Genomic DNA, 22,474 nt, shown 5'->3' with positions numbered 1-22,474 from the left:
AATGAAAAAAATAATAGTGCTTTTAGCTTTTTTTGTAGTTTCATCATCTACAATAGCTCAAATAAAAATTAGACCAGGTGTGAAATTAGGATTAAATAATTCTAGATTACAAGGTTTAGATAATGCTGAATCTATAACAGGAATTAATGGAGGTCTATTTGTAAATTTCGATTTCACACGTTTCTATGAACTACAAATCGAAACAGGTTATTCTCAACAAGGAGCAACTGTAAATAGAACATTGTCTATTAATCTAAACGATCCTTTTTTTACAAATAATAGAATTGAAGAAGATATAGACCTACAATACTTATCTTTAGGAATTGCAAATAAATTTTTTGTTATGGCTAAAGACCATGGTTTTCATTTTATTGTTGGACCTTCTATTGATATCATTGTAAATGATACTAATTTTAATAGTACACCAATAGATTTATCTTTCTTTGGAGGTATTGGTTATGAGTTTCCATTTGGCTTAGCCATTGAAGCGCGTTATAAACAAGGTGTTATTGATGTAGAGGATACATATGATTCTTCTACTTATAATGATGTTGATTATTATTATACTAACTCTGTATTCCAAATAGGAGCAGCTTATAAATTCGATTTTTAATATGCAATTACAAGACTTCTATAAAGTAAATACTATCGAAACAGTTGATAATACTACAACTGCAAATATTACTATAAATAAAGATCATAATATATTTAATGGGCATTTTCCTAATAACCCTGTAACTCCCGGTGTTTGTATGATGCAAATAATCAAGGAAATAACAGAGGAAGTGGTTAGTGAAAAACTGTTTATGCAAACATCCAGCAATATTAAATTTATGGCGATTATTAACCCAGAAAAAACGCCTGATTTAGAATTAACTTTAAATGTTTCTAAAGTAGAAGATGGTTACAAAGTGAAAAATGTAACTAAGTTTGAAGATACAGTGGCATTAAAATTGAATACACATTTTATTGTAAAATAAAACGTAATAAATATGAAATATTTTCTTCTTTTAATAGTATCAATATTTGCATTTAAGTCTTTAAATGTAAAAGAAGTACGTACAGCTTATAGAGCGGCAGGAGAAGATAATACTAAAGTTGAAGCATTCTATAAATTAGTAAGTACTGTAAAAAAAACAGACAAAGCAGTTTTTGTAGCATATAAAGGAGCATCTATTGCAATGCTAGCTAAAGGAAAGAAAACAATTAAAGAGAAAAAAACTGGTTTTATTAAAGGTGTAGAATTATTAGAATTTGCTATAAAAAAGGAGCCAAATAATATTGAAGCACGTTTTATACGATTAAGCATTCAAGAAAATACACCAAAACTTTTAAAATATAAAGGTAAAATAGCTGAAGATAAACACTTTATTTTAAGTCAATTTAAACAGATTAGAGATAATCATCTTAAATCGCATATTAAAGATTACATCATGAAATCTAAAGGTTTTACTGAAGAAGAAAAGAAAAAACTGCAATAGCAAATCAATAAAAAAAACCTTAATTTTACACTTCTTAAGAAATTAATCTACCAAGGTGGAAAACAAGCTAATTAATCTAAAATTCAAAGCACTTAATATATGTGTGTTAATACCAACATACAATAATGAGCATACGTTAAAACGTGTCATTGATGGTGTTTTGAGTTATACAGATAATCTACTTATCGTTAATGATGGTGCTACAGATTCTACTATAAATATTTTAAAGACTTACCCAGACATTGAACAGTTGCACATTCCAAAAAATAAAGGAAAAGGTAATGCATTGCGAGAAGGTTTTAAAAAAGCTGAAAGTTTAGGATATAAACATGCTATTACTATAGATTCTGATGGGCAACATTACCCAGATGACCTACACGAATTTATTACTGGATTAGAAAATGCTGAAAATGATAATGTCATTATTGTTGGGGCAAGAAATATGGAGCAAGCAAATATTCCAGGTAAAAGTAGCTTTGGACATAAATTTTCCAATTTCTGGTACTGGTTTGAAACAGGAATTAAGTTAACAGACACACAATCTGGATATAGATTATATAATTTAAAAGCTGTTAATGCATTAAAATTAATTACTAATAAGTTTGAATACGAAATTGAAATAATCGTAAAAGCAGCTTGGAAAGGTGTTAATGTATTTAATGTGCCAGTAAAAGTGTTATACGATAAAAATGAACGTGTTTCACATTTTAGACCATTTAAAGATTTTACTAGAATAAGTATATTAAATACTTACTTTGTGATTTTAGCCATATTTTTTTATAAGCCAAGACAGTTCTTTAGAGCATTAAAAAAAAAAGGCATTAAACGTTTCTTTGTAGAAGATCTTATAGGGCAAAATGATTCCCCTATAAAAAAAGCATTATCGATAGCTTTAGGCGTTTTTATTGGTATTTCTCCTTTTTGGGGATTCCATACTATTTTAGTTTTATTCTTATCAGTATCTCTTGGGTTAAATAAAGCCATTGCTTTTGCATTTTCAAATGTTAGTTTACCACCATTTATTCCATTTATATTATACGCTAGTGTTAAATTAGGTCAGTTTATCTCGGGTGCAGAAAATAATCAAACAATGAGTGAAATGATTGATAATTTTGAAGTGGTTTCACATTTAAAAAGTTACTTAATTGGTAGTTTTTCTTTAGCAATTATTTGCGCAGTTATTTCTGGAGGTATTGGTTATATTATTTTAAATATCCTAAATAAAAAAACGATTGCTTTAGACAATGGATAAGGTGTTTTATAATATATATAAAACAATACGAAAGCAAAAAATCATTTCTCTTTTTGCTATACTTCTCTTGGTTTTTGGTCTAGTATTTCTAGCTTTTAAAATTACTTTCGAAGAAGATATTACCAAATTAATTCCTACAAATTCTAAATCTGAAAAATTTCAAAAAGTACTAAAGAATGTAAATTTTGCAGATAAAATTATTGTAAACTTTAAACGTCAAAGTAGCGGTACTGCTAATGATTTAACTCAAGTAGCTTCTATTTTTATTGATAGTGTAAATAGTAGTGCATCAGCATTTGTTAAGCAAATTCAAGGACAAGTTGAAGATGAAGATGCTCTTAATACTATTGATTTTGTGTATAATAATTTACCACTATTTTTAGAGCCTTCAGATTATAAAATTATTGAGCAAAAATTAATAGCAGATAGTATACAAGCGATTACAAATAATAACTACAAAACATTAATATCTCCATCTGGTATTATTGCAAAAAAAACAATCTTAAAAGATCCTCTGGGGCTATCTTTTTTAGGATTAGAGCATTTAAAAACATTAAGTTTTGGAGATGATTTTAAATTAAATAATGGTTTTTTAATTACTAAGGATAATAACAACTTACTGTTATTTATTACACCTAAATATGAATCTAGTGAAACAGATAAGAATACTGTGTTCGCAAAAATTCTAGATAACTTAAAAACGAATTTAAATAAGAATAATGTTAATAAAGTAGAACTTGAATATTTTGGAGGCGCTTTAATAGCAGTTGCTAACGCTAATCAAATAAAAAAAGACATACAGTTTACAGTAAGTATTGCCCTTACAGTTTTACTCATTATTTTAATTCTGTTTTATAAAAAACTCACTGTACCAATTATATTGTTTATTCCAACTATTTTTGGAGGTTTAGTTGCTATGTCTATTTTGTTTTTAATAAGAACAAAAGTATCGGCTATTTCTTTAGGTATTGGTTCTGTTTTATTGGGAGTAACACTGGACTATTCATTACACATTTTAACACATATTAGAAGTAATAATAATATTGAGTCTTTGTATAAAGATATAGCAAAGCCTATTTTAATGAGCAGTCTAACAACTGCATTAGCTTTTTTATGCTTATTATTTTTACAATCTCAAGCACTACAAGATTTAGGAATTTTTGCTGCAGTTAGTGTTATAAGTGCATCAATATTTGCTTTAATATTTATACCTCAAGTGTATTCTAAAAAAGCTAGAAACAATTCTAAAACAACTATCCTTGATAGAATAGCATCTTATAGTTTGCATAAAAATAAAGGCTTCATAATAGTAGTTTTTGCACTATTTGTAATAAGCTTATTTACTTATAATAAAGTAAAATTTAATAATGATCTAGCAACATTAAACTATCAAGCGGAAGAATTTGTAAATGCAGAAAAACATATAGATGCGCTTACAAATTTATCTTCAAAATCACTTTATATCGCTGCCTTTGGAGACTCAAACGAAACTGCTTTTAAAGTTAATGATACTATTTTTAATACACTTAAAAAATTAAAAACTGAAGATAAAATTATTGAGTTTAGTTCTATTGGTACTTTGGTTAAGTCTGAAGAATTTCAGAAAAAGAAAATTGAAGATTGGCAACAGTTTTGGACTTTAGTTAGAAAAAAAACAGCTAAAGAAAACCTAATAACAAGTGGGAATATTCATGGTTTTAAACCAAAAACATTTAATCAATTTTATAACTTTTTAGATTCAGAATTTATACCATTATCTATAGAAGATTATAAAGAGTTAAAAATGGTCTCAGCTGAGGATTATATTACATCTAAAGCAGATTTTACAACAGTTACTACATTAGTAAAAGTAAAAGAAAGCCAACTTAAAGAAGTTGTTTCAGTCTTTGAAAATAATCCAGAAACTGTTGTTATAGATCGCCAACAAATGAATGAGACCTTTTTAGGTAATCTTAAAAACGACTTTAATAAATTAGTACTATACTCATTGATTGTCGTTTTGGCATTATTGTTTCTGTATTATAAGAGTATGTCATTAACCTTAGTGACAAGTATTCCAATTGCATTGACTTGGTTTATTACTATTGGTTTAATGGGGTTATTAGATATTAAGTTTAATATTTTTAATATAATTATTTCGACTTTTATTTTTGGCTTGGGTGTAGACTATTGCATATTTATTACTAACGGTTTACTTCATGAATATCACACAGGAGAAAAAGCATTACCAACACATAAAATTTCTATTATATTATCTGTAATTACTACAATATTGGGTGTTGGTGTCTTAATTTTTGCTAAACATCCGGCATTACATTCTATTGCTTTAGTATCTATTGTGGGTATTTTATCTGCTTTAATTATTGCATTTACAATACAACCATTATTATTTAAGCTTTTTATTGGAAGTAAAAATAAAAGACCAATAACATTACGTTTATTAATACATTCTGTAATATCGTTTGGGTATTTTGGTATTGGTGGTGCATTACTTTCTGTGTTAAGTGTTGTGTTGGTTAAATTGATTCCTTTAAAAGAAGAAACTAAGATGAAATGGTTTCATAAGATATTATCTTCTTTTAAAAAGTCGGTTTTATACACTAATTGGTTTGTAGATAAAAAAATAGTTAATCCAAATAAAGAAACCTTTAAAAAGCAAGCTTTTATAATAGCCAATCACACTTCTTTTTTAGATATTTTGGCAGTTGGAATGTTATATCCAAAGCTTATTTTTTTAGTAAATGATTGGGTTTATAATTCACCAATTTTTGGAAAAGCTGTTAAATTAGCTGGTTTTTATCCAGTTTCTAGTGGTATTGAAAACAGTGTCTCCCATTTACAAAAGAAAATAGATCAAGGCTATAGTTTAATTGCTTTTCCAGAAGGAACACGATCTAATACAAACAAGATAAAACGTTTTCATAAAGGCGCCTTTTATTTAGCAGAACAATTTAATCTGGATATCATTCCAGTACTTATCCATGGTAATTCAGAAGTGTTACCTAAAGGAAGTTTTGTTATTAAAAACGGAAGCATAACACTTAAAATTTTAGATAGAATTTCTCCTGAGGATAAAACATTTGGTAAAAACTATTCAGAAAGAGCAAGAAAAATTGGAGCGCATTTTAGATCTGAATTTGATGTACTAAGAAACGAAATAGAATATGATGAATATTTTCATCAGGTAGTTCTTGAAGATTATAGTTATAAAGGTGATACTTTATATTCTAAAGTAAAAGAAGATTTAAAAAGTAACGCTTCTACTTATAAAGCTATATTAAATGCTATACCAGATAAAGCTAAAATAATTCATGTTTCTAAAGATTCTGGACAATTAGATTTTTTGTTGACCATAGATAGACCAGATCGCGAGATTACTACTTATATAGAGAATAAAGAGGTAGCAGCTATAATAAAAAATAGTTTTATAACGAATAATCATTATAAAATTTCTATTGTTGATAGTATAACAGAATTAGAAGAAAAAGCATCAGAAGTGGTAATTCTAAACTCAGAATATATAACTGATGACGAGATAAAAAGAATGTCAAAATCGATATCTATTTTTATATTAATAAAAGAAAGTCGAACTTTATATGCTAGTGCTATAAAAAAATTAGGTTTTATTCTTGAAGATGAAAAAGATAACCTGATGATTTTTAAAAATTAAAACAATTTTTATTGGAACATAAATTAAATAAAGACGGAAAAAAAGTTTACGATGTCGTTATAGTTGGAAGTGGTTTAGGAGGTTTTGTATCTGCTATAATTTTAGCGAAAGAAGGACTTAGTGTATGTGTATTAGAAAAGAATAATCAATATGGAGGTAACTTACAAACCTTTGTACGAAATAAAACTATTTTCGATACTGGAGTACACTATATTGGAGGTTTAGAACCTGGGCAAAACTTATATCATTATTTCAACTACATTGAAATAATGGAAGATTTACCATTACATAAATTGGATGATGACGGTTTTGATATTATCACTTTTGATGATGATGAAAAGGAATATAAACATGCAATGGGGTACGATAATTTCATAAAAGCTTTAATTAAAGATTTTCCTGAAGAAGAAAATGCGATTAGAATATATTGTGCTAAAGTGCAAGAGATATGTAATAAGTTTCCGTTATATTCATTAAAAAAAGGAGAAGCATATTTTGGAGATAAAGATGCTTTCGAACTGCCTATTAAACAGTATTTAGAAGATATTACAGATAATGCAAAACTAAGAGCGGTACTTGGTGGTACAAATACATTGTATGCCGGTGACGAGTATAAAACTCCATTTTATGTACACGCATTAGCCATAAACTCCTATATAGAAAGTTCTTTTAGATGTATTAACGGTGGAAGCCAGATGACTAAATTACTAGTCAAAAAACTTAAAAAGTATGGAGGAGAAATCTATAAACATCAAGAAGTTGTAGATTTTACATTCAATGATGAAGGAAAAATAGCTTCAGTAAAAACTAAAAAAGGAGACGAATTTTTTGGCAATTTATTTATATCTAATATTGAACCGAAAACGACTCTAAAAATGGTAGGAGAAAAGCGATTTAAAAAACCATATGTTAGTCGTGTAGAAAAAATAGAAACTACTATTGCGCCTTTTAGTTTATATTTGGTTTTAAAGAAAGACTCTTTTAAATATCAAAATAAAAATTATTACCATTTTAAAGACCATAATAGAATATGGGCCGCTCAAGATTATACCCAAGAAAGCTGGCCAGAAGGTTATATGTTATCTATGGGGATTAATAAAAATCATAATGGTTATGGCGATAATTTAACGGCTATGACTTATATGCATTATGATGAAGTTGAGCAATGGGAAGATACATTTAATACGGTAGCTCATAAAAACGATCGCGGGCAAACATATGATGAGTTTAAATCAGAAAAGGCAGAAAAATTTATAGTAGAAATTGAAAAGAAATTTCCAAACATACGTGAGTGTATTGAAGAGGTTTATACATCTACACCATTATCATATCGCGATTATATAGGCAGTCATAGAGGAGCAATGTATGGATATGCAAAAGATGCGGGAAAACCATTGTACTCCCATTTATCCCCAAAAACGAAAGTTAAGAACCTATTCTTTACAGGACAAAGCATTAATATGCATGGTATTTTAGGTGTTACTATTAGCGCTGTTATTACTTGTGCGGAAATCATAGATAAAGAATATTTAATAGATAAAATATTAAATTACGAAAAGGTAGAAATGAGCTAATTATAATTTATATGGGGGAATTTAAATTAAAAACAATTGAGCGTGTAAAATCTATCTCAAAAGAAGATTTTATAAAAAACTACTATAAAAAGCAAAAACCTGTTTTAATTGAAAATTTAACCAATGATTGGCCAGCTAAAACAAAGTGGAATTTAGATTATATTCAATCGTTAGCTGGTGATCAAGTTGTTCCATTGTATAATAGTAAACCAACAAAGGGAACCCAGAAATCTGCAGAACCAGTAGAGCATATGAAACTCTACGAATATATAGAGTTAATAAAAGCTGGACCTACTGAGTTAAGAATTTTTTTCTTTGACTTAATGAAGAAAATGCCAATTTTAGCTAAAGATTTTACTTACCCAGATATTGGTCTAAAGTTCTTTAAACGATTACCAGTTATGTTTTTTGGAAGTAAAGATTCTAAAGTTTTAGCTCATTATGATATGGATTTAGCAGATTTAATGCATTTCCATTTTCATGGAAAAAAAAGTGTAACACTATTTTCTCCAGACCAAACAAAATATTTGTATAAAATACCTTATGCTGTTCATAATTTAGAAAGTATAGATATGGCTAATCCAGATTTTGAAAAATACCCTGCGTTAAAAAAGGTAGAAGGATTTTATACAGAAATGAATCATGGAGAAGCACTATATATGCCTAGTGGCTATTGGCATTATATAGAATATCTTAATGGCAGTTTTTCTATGACTTTGAGAGCTTTTACTAAAAAGCCTAAAACGGCATTGCGTATGCTATATAATGTGGCTTTTATGAGGCATTTTGAAAATGTTATGCGTAAAATGAGAGGTCAAAAATGGATTGATTATAAAGAAACATTAGCTATAAAGAAAACAAATAAATCTATAAAAAATTAATGCTCAAGAATAGAAATGCTAGTTGTTGTCTCTTAATACTACTTTTTGTGGTATTGTCTTCATGTGGTGTTTCAAAATCATTACATGATATTCCAAATGTTAGTGCTTATGATAGCACAGTTGCTAAACGTAATATTATAAATGATTCTACATTTATTTCAGGTAATAATACATTATCTAAAAACGCGCAAGGGCAATGGGAATTATATGTAGAAGGAAATCCATACCAAATAGGCTTAGTAACAGGAGTATTAACAGAAGACTTATTTAAAAAACAAGAACATGCTTTTTTAAGTAAAGTAAATGAATTAGTACCATCAAAAACCAAACAATGGTTTTTAAGAAAACTATTAGCATGGTATAACCGAAAAATGTATTTAAACATTCCTCAAGAATATAAAACCGAAATTTATGGTTTATCTAAATATGCAGCAGATGATTACAACCATATTGCAGAAAATTATTTAAGAATATTATACTTACATAGTGCTCATGATATTGGCCATGCATTACAAGATTTGGCTTTAGTAGGTTGTTCCTCTTTTGCAGCTTGGGGGAATAAAACAGAAGACGGGAATTTAATAATTGGTAGAAATTTTGATTTCTATGCAGGAGATGATTTTGCAAGAGACAAAATTATTGCTTTTGTAAAGCCAAAAGAAGGCTATAAATTTATGTCTGTAACATGGGGAGGAATGATTGGAGTTGTTTCAGGAATGAATGAGCACGGTTTAACAGTAACAATAAATGCAGGGAAATCTAAGATCCCATTGGTTGCTAAAACGCCTATATCTATTGTTACTAGAGAGATTTTACAATATGCTAAGACTATAGATGAAGCTATAGAGATAGCTAAAAAAAGAAAAGTCTTTGTTTCGGAATCAATATTTGTTGGTAGTGCTATAGATAATAAAGCCATTACAATAGAAGTCTCTCCTAAAAATTTTGGAGTCTATGTTAGTCCTAATGAAAATCAATTAATATGCTCTAATCACTTTCAAAGTGAAGCGTATGCAAATGATAAGAATAATATTAAGCACAAAGCCGAAAGTCATTCTCAATACCGTTATAAACGCATGGAAGAGTTGTTAAACGATACGCCTAAGTTAACTGTAGATCGGGCGGTTTCAATTTTAAGAAATAAAAAAGGATTAGAAGAAAAAGAAATAGGCTATGGTAATGAAAAAGCTTTAAATCAATTATTAGCGCATCACGGCATTGTATTTAAGCCTTCAGAGCGATTAGTTTGGATATCTTCAAACCCATATCAATTAGGTGAATTTGTAGCTTTTAATCTTAATGATGTTTTTAATGATTCAGATAAATTACATTTGTCAAAACCTGAACTTAATATAGAAAAAGATAATTTTCAATATACTCAAGCTTATAAAAATTACGAAGACTTTAGAGTACTAAGTCGAAAATTAGAAAAAGCAATAGGTAATGAAACTACTGTAATTCCAAGTTTACTTAAAGATGTTATAAAAACCAATCCAGACTATTGGCAAGCTTATTTTTTGGTAGGGAAGTATTATTATCAAAAAGGATATTATAAAGCAGCATTAAATGCTTTTGAAAAAGCAAAAACAAAAGAAATAACGACAGTGCCAGATGAAGAGGCATTAGACGATTATATTAAAAAAATTAATAGGAAATTAAACTAATGATTCCTGAAATAGAAAAAGCATCTAGTCAAGAGATTAAAACTTTTCAAGAAGAAAAGCTTAAATCATTATTAACATATCTAAACAAGAAATCTCCTTATTACAAGCGTCTATTTTTAGATCATAATATTGATTTGAATACAATAAACACTCTTGAAGATTTAACGCAAATTCCTGTAACAACTAAAGATCAATTGCAATTGCATAATGACGAATTTCTTTGTGTTAATAAAAGAGAAATTGTTGATTATGTTACCACGTCTGGAACTTTAGGCGATCCAGTAACTTTTGCTTTAACAGATAAAGATTTAGATCGTTTGGCATATAACGAAGCTATTTCTTTTGCTTGTGCAGGTGTTACAAATGATGATGTTTTACAATTAATGACTACCATAGATAGACGATTTATGGCTGGATTAGCTTATTTTTTAGGAGCAAGACAATTAGGAGCGGGGATTATTAGAGTAGGTGCAGGAATTCCTGAACTACAATGGGATTCTATTTTAAAATTTAAACCAACTTACCTTATTGTTGTGCCTTCATTCTTATTGAAACTTATCGCATTTGCTAAAAAGAATGATATCGACATCAATGCATCAGGAATAAAAGGTGCTATTTGTATTGGAGAGCCAATTAGAGAACAGGATTTTTCGTTAAACCCTTTGGCTAAAAAAATAAAAGCAAGTTGGGATATTAATTTGTATTCTACATATGCGTCTACAGAAATGAACACAGCATTTACAGAATGTGAACATAAAGTTGGAGGCCATCATCATCCAGAATTAATAATTGCCGAAATTCTTGATGATAATAATTTGCCAGTTAAACAAGGTGAAGATGGAGAATTAACAATTACGACTTTGGGAGTAGAAGGGATGCCTCTATTGCGTTTTAAAACAGGAGACATGGTTAAAGCTCACATAGAAGCGTGTGATTGCGGAAGAAATACTATGCGATTAGGACCAGTTGTTGGAAGAAAAAAACAAATGATAAAGTATAAAGGAACTACTTTATATCCACCAGCAATGAATAATATTCTTAACGATTTTGATGACGTTAGTACATATGTTATTGAGATTTCTCATAATACTATTGGTACAGACGAAATACTAATTAAAATTGCCACTAAAGAACCATCAGAGGTTTTATTAAGAAGAATAAAAGATCACTTTAGAGCGAAATTGCGAGTGTCTCCTAAAATTGAATTTTGTGATAAAACAGAAATACAAAAAATTCAATTTCCTAAGATGTCTAGGAAACCAGTTATGGTTGTAGATAAAAGACCTAGTAAGTGATATTAAGATACAACAATACACTTACCATACAAAATTGTATATTGCATATAATATACAATTATGAAAATTACATCTAATATACCTTGTAAAGCTATACTGTTATTCATTTTTGTGTCTTTCTGTGCTCAGATTTTTGCTCAAGAGTTGCCACCTATAAATGTTTATACACCACAACAGTATGGTGGTGAAAATCAAAATTGGGATATTTCTCAGGACGAAAATAATGCTATATATGTAGCTAATAATGCAGGGCTTTTAAAATATGATGGTGAACGTTGGCATTTATATTCTTCGCCAAACGAAACTATCATGCGATCTGTAAATGCTATTAACGGTTATGTGTATTCTGGTTTTTATATGGAGTTTGGCTATTGGAAAGAAAATGAACTTGGAATCTTAGATTATACTTCATTATCTAAAAAACTTAAAACGCCTTTAATAGATGATGAACAATTTTGGGACATTATTGCTTTAGAAGATTGGATATTATTTCAATCACTCAATAGAATTTATATTTATAATTTAAAAGAAGAGTCTTTCAATATAATTGAATCTAAAACCAATATAACTAAAATGTATATGGTTGGAGACAGTATTTATTTTCAAAGAATAGATAATGGTATTTTTAAAATTGAAAACGGTGATGATATTTTAGTTACTAATGATCCAGTAATTAAAGAAAATATTGTAATAAATATTATAAAAAAGAATGATGCGTTACTAATAGAAACTCAAGAAGATGGGTTTTATACATTAAAAAATAATGTTTTAAAGCCTTGGAATGCTAAAGTAAATAATGAGCTAAAGACATTAAGTGTTTATAATAGCATCGAACTCAATGATGGGAGTCTAGCATTAGGGACAATATCTAAAGGAATAATTATACTAGATAAAGAAGGATTTGTTAAATATAGAATAGATCAAAGAAATGGTTTAATTAATAATACAATTCTTTCACTGTTTGAAGACCAAGAAGATAATATATGGCTAGGATTAGACAATGGAATAAGTTGTTTAAATATGTATTCCCATTTTAAAGTCTTTAAAGATTTTAATGGAGAATTAGGTGCTGTATATACTGCAGCAATTTATAATGATATTTTGTATTTAGGAACAAACCAAGGTCTATTTTATAAGACAATAGGTAGTGCCGAAAAGTTTTCTTTTGTTAAAGGAACTCATGGACAAGTATGGAGTTTATTAGAGTTTGATGATACATTATTTTGCGGGCATAATTCAGGAACCTTTATTATAAAAAATAAAAAAGCTAAAAAGATTTCTAATGTAGAAGGAGCTTGGAATATTAAGCCTATTAAAGGGCAGCCAAATATGTTATTACAAGGTAACTATAAAGGACTAAACATCTTAAAAAAAGAAGATAATGAATGGAGTTTTGGATATAAAATTGATGGCTTTGATATATCTTCTAGGTTTTTTGAGTTTTTAAACAAGAATGAAATTTTATTAAATCATGAATATAAAGGAGTTCTTAAAATAAGTTTAAATAAAGAGTTTTCTAAAGTAACAGATATTAACGTAGTTCCAATTAGTAAAGGGTTGAAGTCAAGTCTGTCAAAACATAATGATAATATACTCTATGCGTATAAAGATGGAATATTTAGATATAATGTTTTAGAGAATAAATTTGTAAAAGATACGCTATTGATGAATTTATATAATTCCAGATCTTTTATCTCTGGTAGATTAATAGCAGAACCTAAGGCTAATAGATTATGGGGTTTTTCTAACAATGAAATTAGTTTTATTTCCCCAGGTAAGCTTAGTAATAAGCCAGAAGTTAATAGCATTCCCTTACCATACGAATTACGTAAAAGTGTTACCAGTTATGAAAATATTTTATCAATAGACGATCAACAATATTTATTAGGAACAACTTTTGGTTACATTTTAATAAACTTAGAGAAACCGTTTGATAAAGAATACAAAACAAATATTAATACTATAATTGTTACAGATAAGCATAATAGTAATAATGTGGATAAAGCTATTAATAAGTCTGTTAAAGGGGAATTTGATAATAAAGAGAATAGTCTTGAGATTTCGTATAGTATTCTTGAGTATAATAAATATTTAAAAGCAGAATATCAATATCAGCTTGAAGGTATTTATGATGAATGGAGTGAGTGGTCTTCAAATGCAGAAGAATTATTTGAAAATCTACCCTTTGGTGATTATACATTTAATGTGCGAGGCAGAATAAATAATAATATAACACAAAATGTAGCTTCATACTCATTTAGTATTAATAGACCATGGTATTTATCAAATATAGCTATCGTCTTTTATTTTATTGGGCTCGTTTTGTTTTCTCTAATGATGCATAATATCTATAAAAGTTATTATAGAAAACAACGACAACAATTATTAGAACAAAAAAATAAAGAATTGGAATTGAAAGAGCTAGTTAATCAAGAACAATCTATGCGTTTTAAAAATGAGAGTTTAACTAAAGATATAGAAAGTAAAAATAGAGAGCTCGCTATTTCAACTATGAGTCTAATAAAGAAAAATGAGTTTTTAAATAGCGTAAAAGGAGAACTTATTAATATTAATGAGAGTAATGTTAAGCCCGTTATTAAAATAATTGACAAAAACTTAAACAATACAGATGATTGGAAATTGTTTCAAGAAGCATTTAATAATGCCGATAAAGATTTTCTAAAGAAAATAAAAGCAATCCATCCATCACTTACTCCAAATGACTTAAGATTATGTGCTTATCTCAGGCTAAACTTATCTTCAAAAGAAATAGCTCCTTTACTTAATATCTCTCCAAGAAGTGTAGAAGTAAAACGATATCGTTTACGTAAAAAGATCAATTTACCTCATGAATCTAGTTTAACTAACTACATCATTGAATTATAGGAGTGCTACAATAGTATAAAACAACCATACATTACCACAACATTTATATTAAACAATAGTATTGTTTAATGTTTTTTTATATTTGTTAAACATATTTTTAATCAATAAATAGCCAATATTATTGAGTATTTCTCATTTTTTGATGCTAAATATTAATATGTATGTTTTTTGTTGAGGTGTATTTTGTCAAATTAATATTCTTTAATAATAAATTTACACTACACAGAATCCGTAATTATTACTGACCAATTAAAAAAGATAATGTAATGAAAAAAAAATTTCTAGGATTAATATTTTTCTTATTCATAGTCTCAGTATCTGCTCAAGCAGACAAAGTAACTGTTAAGAAAAATAGCGATGGAATGAAGCTTACAGTTAATGGAGAAGACTATATGATTAATGGTATGAACTGGGATTATGTTCCAATAGGTACTAATTATTCATATAGCTTATGGAAACAATCAGACGATCTTATCAAAGCAGCACTTGATGCTGAGATGAGTTTACTAAAAAATATGGGAGTTAATACCATTCGTGTTTATGTAGGCATACAACCTAAGTGGATTCAATATATATATGAAAACTATGGTATCCGTACAATGCTTAATCATTCGTTTGGGAGATATGGGTTAACAATTAATGGCACATGGACTCCAGTTACAGATTATAGAGATACGGCAACTAAAGAATTGCTAATGTCTGAAGTTACTAAAATGGCAGAAACTTATAATAATACGCCTGGGTTATTATTATTCTTACTTGGTAATGAAAATAACTACGGTTTATTTTGGGCTGGAGCAGAAACTGAAGATTTTCCAGATGAAGAAGAAAAGAAAAAAGAAGTTGGGGAAAAGCGAGGTAGACCAATGTATAAGCTCATGAATGATGCAGCAATAAAAATGAAAGCTATAGACACATCTCATCCAATAGCAATATGCAATGGAGATTTGTTATTTGCAGAAATTGTAGCAGAAGAATGTAAAGATGTAGATATATATGGAACTAATATGTATCGTGGAAAATCATTTGGTGATGCTTTTGAAAGAGTTAAGAAGGAATTAAATAAACCAATTATGTTTACTGAGTTTGGCGCAGATGCTTTTAATGCTCTAAATAATGCAGAAGATCAAAAAATGCAATCATTTTTTATGGTCGAAAATTGGAAAGAAATTTATGAAAACGCTGCTGGTTTAGGAAAATCAGGAAATTCAATAGGAGGTTTTACTTTTCAATTTAGTGATGGTTGGTGGAAATTGGGGCAAACAAAAAACTTAGATGTTCATGATAATGGTGCTTCTTGGTCTAATGGTGGTTATTATTTAGATACAGAAAATGGAAGTAATAATATGAATGAAGAGTGGTTTGGTATTTGTGCTAAAGGACCAACTAATGGTAGAGGATTATATACTTTATATCCTCGTGCAGCTTATTATTCATTAAAAGAAGCGCATAGCTTAAATCCTTATGAAAATGAGGTTACATTAGAATTTGTCACTAATTATTTTTCAAATATCAATCTAATGGATGGTGTTTTAAGAGCTAGAGGAGACAAAGCTGCAATGGGTGGAGATAAAAAAATAGGGATAAGCCAATTAAGAGCAGAATTTACAACATTCAATACTGGAGGTAGCTTATTAACTACACCAGATGATGCAGATCCAGATAATCCTGTGTTTCCTAATGAATTAGGCTTTGATCATATGCAATCCTATTTTATTGGGGTGGAAGGAAAGCCGTCGGCTAATATGAGAGCTAATGTAAACTTTAATGTTTTGGGTAATGTTGCAGCTAATCCTATAGATGAAATATTTTATGAAAATAGAGGAAGATCTCAAGAGGTTAATACAGATAATGGTAATGTTAATTTAGCAGATAATAATAGAGTACAAGTTTATAATGCAGAATTTGAATGGAACGCGAAAGATTTTGATTTAAGAGGTTTTTATAGAACTGGACATTATCATTGGGCATATGAAGGAGATTTTTTCGGGTTATATCCAGAAGCAAATTACGGACCAAATTTAGATATATATAATGGTGAGATTTTAGGAATTGAGGTAGATGCAAAAAGAGCTCTTAAAGGCTTAAAATTTGCATTTGGGCCACAGTTATGGTGGGGAGCAAATCCAGCTGTACTTTTTAAATATTCTAAGAAAATTGGTAAATATGATATTACAGGTGTTTATCATGAAGATATCGATGATGTAGGTCAAGCAGTAACTTCAATAGCAGTGCCTTTACCAAAAACAAGAAGAGCTACTATACATATTGAGAGAGATTTTGGACATTTTGGCGTTGAAGTAGGAGGTATTTGGGGAGGTCAACCATTAAATGGTAGAGAATTTCAAGTAGCAGAAGGAGAACCAGGAAATTATATTATTTATACAGATAAAATTAATTCTAAAGATAATTGGGGAGCAAAAGCAAAAATAACTTATCAAAAAGGTGTTTTTAATTGGTATGCTCAAGGAGCATATCAAGGTTTAGTTGCTAACGGAGGTGCCGATCAAACACAAACTTACACGGGTTGGAAACTTAAAGACTCAGGAAGTGGTAATCAAACTAATTTTCTTTCTGGATTTACATATAGTTTTGGTGATTTTCAAATTGCACCAAACTTTTTATGGCAAAAACCACTAGTAGATGCAATGCCAAATGATGTGAGCGGCCCAGGAAGATTAAGAAATATACAAGATGATCCTTTTGCAGTAAGAGCAAATAGAGAAACAACTGCAGGTGAATTACTACTTACTTACGATCCAACACCAGGAACTTGGATGTATGAATGGGACAATGATAGAGCAGAAGATGCAAAATTTGCTATGAATTTGGGGTTTGTTTTCAGGCATCACAAAACCGCTCAAGATGCTGCTATTGGATTTTTAGCTAATCGTACTGCTTTTGCATTTCCAAACGCTGCTCCTGCTAAAGATTTATGGGAAGCACACTCTAGAATAGTATCTAAAATGAGTCCAGATTTAGGCATTATAGCTAATCTTTATGGAGGAAATGCACAAGCTAATGGTAGCGATGATAGACTGGTTGAACGTTTTGGTGGTGATATTAGGATGATTTATAAAAAAATGAAGGTAACCTATCAAGCAAAGTTTAATGATTGGGGACCTTTTGATTATCACAGAGATTTTAATTTAACATACCCAACCCAATTTATGCTAGATATATCAACATCTCTTGGCAAACCAGATTGGTTTATTTTACCAAGTACGCAAATAGGTATACGTGGTACTTGGAGAACTTTAGATGAATTTTCACCACGTTACGCTCCTAATGCAATTCCAGCAAACACATTCCCTCCAGAACCTGTCTTAAGCCCAGTAGGGTTTGATAATGGAAATGAATGGGAAATAAGAACATATATACATATCAACATTGGAAAATAAAAAACTAGTAAAAATGAAAAATATAAAATTGATGTATTCAAAAATGACATGTCTTTTAGCACTAGTTTTTCTTGTGACTATTAGCTGTGATAGAGATTTGTCTGAAGAAGCAGAGTTTGCAGACTTTGCTAAAACTTCTGAAATATTTATAGAAGCTCCTATTGGTTTAGGAACCGATTTCTACTTTCCTTTCTCTGGATCCAAGGCAACAGCTTGGTCTGTGGATGAAAGTGAAGGTTATGAAAGTCAAGTATCCATGCGTTTTGATGTACCTAATGCAGACGACCCTGAAGGTAGTTATGCTGGTGCGATATTTAGAATAGATGGATCTGGTCGAGATTTAACAGGATATGATGCATTAACCTTTTGGGCTAAAGCTTCTCAAGGTGTTACTATTGGCGAACTAGGTTTTGGTACAGACTTTGAAGAAAATAAATATCAGACTACTATTCAAAATACAAGTTTAAGTACAAGCTGGACTAAATACATTATTCCAATACCAGATCCTTCTAAACTTATAGAAGAAAGAGGTATGTTTTGGTATTCTGCTGGAACCCAAGAAACAGGTGGATTGGGGTATACGTTTTGGATTGACGATTTAAAATTTGAAAAATTAGGAACTCTAGGAACTCCAGTACCTTCAATTGGTGAAGATAGAACTGTGCAAGCTTTTATAGGAACTAATACTGTTGTAGGAAACCGCTCAGTAATATTCAATTTACCTTCAGGTGTAAATCAAACGGTTATTCCGGCGCTAAGTTATTTCGACTGGAGCTCATCAGATCCTAGTGTAGTAGCGGTAGAAGATTTTGGTAGAATTGAAATGATCTCAAATGGTATGTCAGTAATAACAGCCACTATGGCTGGAGTTCAAGCAACAGGAGCAGTGACTTTTGAGGTGTTAGGAGAATTTGAATCAGCACCAATTCCACCAGCAAGAGATCCAGCCGATGTAATTTCTATATTCTCTAATGCTTATAATGATGTACCAGTAGACTACTATAATGGCTATTTCGCACCTTTTCAAACTACTCAAGGGCAAGATGATATTTTTGTTAATGGCGATAGAGTCATTAATTATACCGATTTAAATTTTGTAGGTATTGGTACGTTTGTAGACGTGTCTCCAATAAACGCAAACGAAATGACGCATTTTCATGTAGATATAAATGTTAGAGAAGCTATACAAGCAGGAGACTTTATAAGGTTGCAATTAATCAATAACGTAGGAGGTGTAGAAACTTCTGGAGACATTACAATTGATGGTTCTCAGTTTCAATCTGAAGAATGGATCAGTTTAGATATTCCGTTAGCTGATTTTAATGGTTTATCCGTTAGAAACGAACTAGGGTTAATATTCTTTATTTCTGATGCTACAATTTCTAACATTTATGTTGATAACGTGTATTACTATAAAGAATAAGCCTAACCTAAACAAAATTCAAAATATATTATGATGAGTAAAACAATAAAATATATAATTAAAGGAAAAACTTTTTTGTTTATGTCTTTTCTATTAGTAACACTATTTGTTATTTCTAGTTGTGATACCGACGAAACGCAGACAGTTGCTACTTTTACTAATTTAGTCATGTCTGATGAATTTGATACAGATGGAGCGCTAGATAGCGAATTATGGAATCATGAAATAGGAACAGGTGTAAATGGTTGGGGAAATAATGAACTCCAATATTATACAGATAGAACAGAAAATGTTAAGGTAGAAAATGGATATTTACTTATAACAGCAAATAGAGAAGATTTTAATGGTTCTTTATATACATCTGCTAGAATTACTACTCAAGGCCTTTTTGAGCAAGCTTACGGTCGTTTTGAAGCACGTATTAAAGTACCCTCTGGAAAAGGTATTTGGCCAGCTTTTTGGCTTCTAGGTAATGATTGTGAAACTAATATTTGGCCACAATGTGGTGAAATAGATATTATGGAATTTTTAGGTGATAATCCTACTACTATATTTGGAAGCGTACATGGGCCAGGTTATTCAGCTGGTCAAGCTGTTACAAAGAGCTATACATTGGAAAATGATCGTTATGATACAGGTTTTCATGTATTCGGCATCGAATGGTCACCAGAATCTATCAATTATTATGTAGACGATGCATTATATCAAACCATTACTCCTGCAGACGTTCCTGGTGAATGGGTGTTTGATAGCAAATTTTACATCATTTTAAATGTAGCAGTTGGAGGTAATTTCCCTGGTGCTCCTAATGATGAAACAACTTTTCCACAATCCATGCTTGTAGATTATGTACGAGTATATCAACAATAATAAATACTTAAAAAAAGAATTATGAAACAAGTAATTAAAAAAACTAAAATATTTGCACTATTAGTTTTAGCTATCGCTTTTCTTGGATGCGAAGATGATGATGTAATATTACCAGTAGTTGAAGCTGGATTTACACACACGATTAATCAAACCACAGGAGTTGTAACTTTTATTAACACATCTACTAATGCAGATATATATTCATGGTCGTTTGGAGATGATAATACTTCTAATTTAATTAACCCTGTAAAAGCGTATCCATCTGGTACTTATACAATAGTTTTAGAGGCTAAAAATGTATCAGGAGCTTCAGATACTTTTGAAGATATTATAACAATAGCGATACCCGAAGCTATAACACTACCTATTACTTTTGATAACGATTTGGTTGTTTATGAAGCAACTACTTTTAATGGAGTCGCATTTGAAGTTGTCGATAATCCTGATCTTTCAGGAACAAATACTGTAGCATCAAGTGTCGGTAAGATAACAAATAGTGGTGCTGCCTTTGAAGGTTTTTTCTTTGAATTGGGAGCTCCATTAGATTTAAGTACAGACAAATCTATTAAAATGAACTTTTGGGCAGATGTACCAGTAGATGTTCTATTAAAATTAGAGCAAGGCTCTGGTGCAGATACAGAAACTACTGCCAGTCATGGAGGTACTGGTTGGGAAGAGATCATCTTTACTTTAGATTCTGCTGCTGAATATTCACAATTAACAATGTTTGTAGATGGACCAGGAACTACAGTAGGTACGTTTTATGTTGATGATATTATACAAGTGGCTACGGTAGACCTAACAGTACCAGTTATAACTTTAAATGGAGGCGCAACAGTTAGTGTAATTCTTGGTACAACGTTTACAGATCCTGGAGCTACCGCTAGCGATAATATAGATGGAGATATTTCTGCCAATATTGTAGTTGGAGGAGATACTGTTGATGTGAATACAATAGGAAGTTACATGATAACTTATGATGTTAGCGATGCGGCAGGAAACGCGGCGACACAAGTAATAAGAACTGTAGAAGTAATAACGGCACCAACAGCACCTACTACTTCTGCACCTGTACCTCCAGTAAGAGCTGCAGCCGATGTTATTTCAATTTATGGAGAATCTTATACTAATATTGCTGTTGATAATTTCGATCCTAACTGGGGACAATCTGGGCATATGCAAGTAAATACGACTTATGATCCAGGTGATGGAAACTTGGCATTAGCATATCCAAATTTTAACTATCAAGGCACCGATTTTTCTTCAAATGCACAAGATGCATCAGCTATGGAATTTTTACATATTGACATATGGACTCCAGCAGATCCTATGGCAACAGACATACAAGTAAGTCCAATAAATAATGGAACAGGTGCAGGAGAAACTCTTGTGTCAATTGCATATACAACTGGTACTTGGACAAGTTTAGATATACCAATTGCTGATTTTACAGGGATGACATGGGATAGTGTTTTTCAAATGAAATTTGCAGCAAACGGACCAGGTAGTACAGTTCCTGTTGATATTTATTTAGATAATATTTATTTCTACAAAGCTCCAAGTGGTGGAGGCGGAACAGGTTCTGCTCTTTTAGATTTTGAAGATAGTGTTCCTTTTACTGGAACTTTTGATGGCGGAGCAAATGGTTCTATTGTATCTAACCCAGATGCTACTGGTATTAATACCTCTGCAAATGTTTATCAATTTAACAAAGTAATGGGGTCAGCATGGTATTCTGGTGCTTTTCATATTTTTAGTCAAGATATAGATCCTACAGCTGGTAATACTTTTAAAGTTAAAATGTGGTCACCAAACGCAAATATTAATGTACGATTCCAACTAGAAAAAGAAGGTAATCAAGGTCCAATAGTAACCTATCAAATAGATCAAAATTTAGCACAAGCCAATACTTGGGTAGAATTAACATTTGATTTTTCTACTACGCCATTAAATCTTGCAGATGGATATGATAAAATTGTAATATTTCCAGATTATGATGAATCTAATATGGTTCCTGTTAATCCAGAGGCTATATATTATATAGATGATGTAATTCAAGAATAGTACTTACATTTTT

The 22,474-nt window shown here is 30.2% G+C and carries 14 protein-coding genes; all 14 read left to right on the top strand.

Annotation, left to right across the window (positions count from 1 at the left end; translation table 11 throughout):
- The first annotated feature begins 1 nt into the window (after nucleotide 1).
- The 14 genes from Q0997_RS08210 (at nucleotide 2) to Q0997_RS08145 (ending at nucleotide 22,461) form a co-directional block, all read left to right on the top strand.
- A complete protein-coding gene (locus Q0997_RS08210) occupies nucleotides 2–613 on the top strand; it encodes a porin family protein (protein ID WP_299887242.1) in 612 nt (203 codons plus the stop codon).
- A 1-nt stretch (nucleotide 614) separates the two neighbouring features.
- Nucleotides 615–980 (top strand): 3-hydroxyacyl-ACP dehydratase, encoded by a 366-nt coding sequence (locus Q0997_RS08205; protein ID WP_299887239.1) that lies wholly within the window; start codon nucleotides 615–617, stop codon nucleotides 978–980.
- A gap of 12 nt (nucleotides 981–992) precedes the next feature.
- Complete coding sequence (locus Q0997_RS08200) at nucleotides 993–1,481, top strand: hypothetical protein (protein ID WP_299887236.1); 489 nt, start codon at nucleotides 993–995, stop codon at nucleotides 1,479–1,481.
- A gap of 55 nt (nucleotides 1,482–1,536) precedes the next feature.
- Nucleotides 1,537–2,733 carry a DUF2062 domain-containing protein gene (locus Q0997_RS08195; protein ID WP_299887233.1) on the top strand — a complete coding sequence of 399 codons (1,197 nt, stop codon included), beginning with the start codon at nucleotides 1,537–1,539 and terminating at the stop codon, nucleotides 2,731–2,733.
- Complete coding sequence (locus Q0997_RS08190) at nucleotides 2,726–6,403, top strand: MMPL family transporter (protein WP_299887230.1); 3,678 nt, start codon at nucleotides 2,726–2,728, stop codon at nucleotides 6,401–6,403. Before Q0997_RS08195 ends, Q0997_RS08190 begins: the two co-directional genes overlap by 8 nt.
- 11 nt (nucleotides 6,404–6,414) lie before the next feature.
- Entirely contained in the window at nucleotides 6,415–7,977 is a 1,563-nt protein-coding gene (locus Q0997_RS08185; protein ID WP_299887227.1) for an NAD(P)/FAD-dependent oxidoreductase, read from the top strand.
- Between the two features lie 11 nt (nucleotides 7,978–7,988).
- A complete protein-coding gene (locus tag Q0997_RS08180) occupies nucleotides 7,989–8,858 on the top strand; it encodes a cupin-like domain-containing protein (protein ID WP_299887224.1) in 870 nt (289 codons plus the stop codon).
- On the top strand, nucleotides 8,858–10,522 hold the full coding sequence (locus tag Q0997_RS08175; RefSeq protein ID WP_299887221.1) for a C45 family peptidase: 1,665 nt from the start codon (nucleotides 8,858–8,860) through the stop codon (nucleotides 10,520–10,522). Before Q0997_RS08180 ends, Q0997_RS08175 begins: the two co-directional genes overlap by 1 nt.
- A complete protein-coding gene (locus Q0997_RS08170; RefSeq protein ID WP_299887218.1) occupies nucleotides 10,522–11,817 on the top strand; it encodes a phenylacetate--CoA ligase family protein in 1,296 nt (431 codons plus the stop codon). The genes Q0997_RS08175 and Q0997_RS08170 overlap by 1 nt, the downstream gene beginning before the upstream one ends.
- A gap of 60 nt (nucleotides 11,818–11,877) precedes the next feature.
- Nucleotides 11,878–14,703: a triple tyrosine motif-containing protein gene (locus Q0997_RS08165; RefSeq protein WP_299887216.1), complete on the top strand. Its 2,826-nt coding sequence runs from the start codon at nucleotides 11,878–11,880 to the stop codon at nucleotides 14,701–14,703.
- Nucleotides 14,704–14,969: 266 nt separating this feature from the next.
- The gene (locus Q0997_RS08160; RefSeq protein WP_299887213.1) at nucleotides 14,970–18,104 is read left to right on the top strand and encodes a glycosidase; all 3,135 of its coding nucleotides are present in this window, start codon (nucleotides 14,970–14,972) and stop codon (nucleotides 18,102–18,104) included.
- A gap of 13 nt (nucleotides 18,105–18,117) precedes the next feature.
- On the top strand, nucleotides 18,118–19,527 hold the full coding sequence (locus Q0997_RS08155; protein WP_299887210.1) for a carbohydrate-binding protein: 1,410 nt from the start codon (nucleotides 18,118–18,120) through the stop codon (nucleotides 19,525–19,527).
- A gap of 81 nt (nucleotides 19,528–19,608) precedes the next feature.
- Complete coding sequence (locus Q0997_RS08150; RefSeq protein ID WP_299887207.1) at nucleotides 19,609–20,397, top strand: glycoside hydrolase family 16 protein; 789 nt, start codon at nucleotides 19,609–19,611, stop codon at nucleotides 20,395–20,397.
- Nucleotides 20,398–20,418: 21 nt separating this feature from the next.
- On the top strand, nucleotides 20,419–22,461 hold the full coding sequence (locus tag Q0997_RS08145) for an immunoglobulin-like domain-containing protein (RefSeq protein WP_299887204.1): 2,043 nt from the start codon (nucleotides 20,419–20,421) through the stop codon (nucleotides 22,459–22,461).
- Nucleotides 22,462–22,474 lie beyond the last annotated feature (13 nt).

Source organism: uncultured Lacinutrix sp. (assembly GCF_947500325.1).
Lineage (GTDB): Bacteria > Bacteroidota > Bacteroidia > Flavobacteriales > Flavobacteriaceae > Lacinutrix.
The sequence above is the reverse complement of the archived record's forward strand: the minus strand, read 5'-3'. Positions and strand labels throughout refer to the sequence as shown.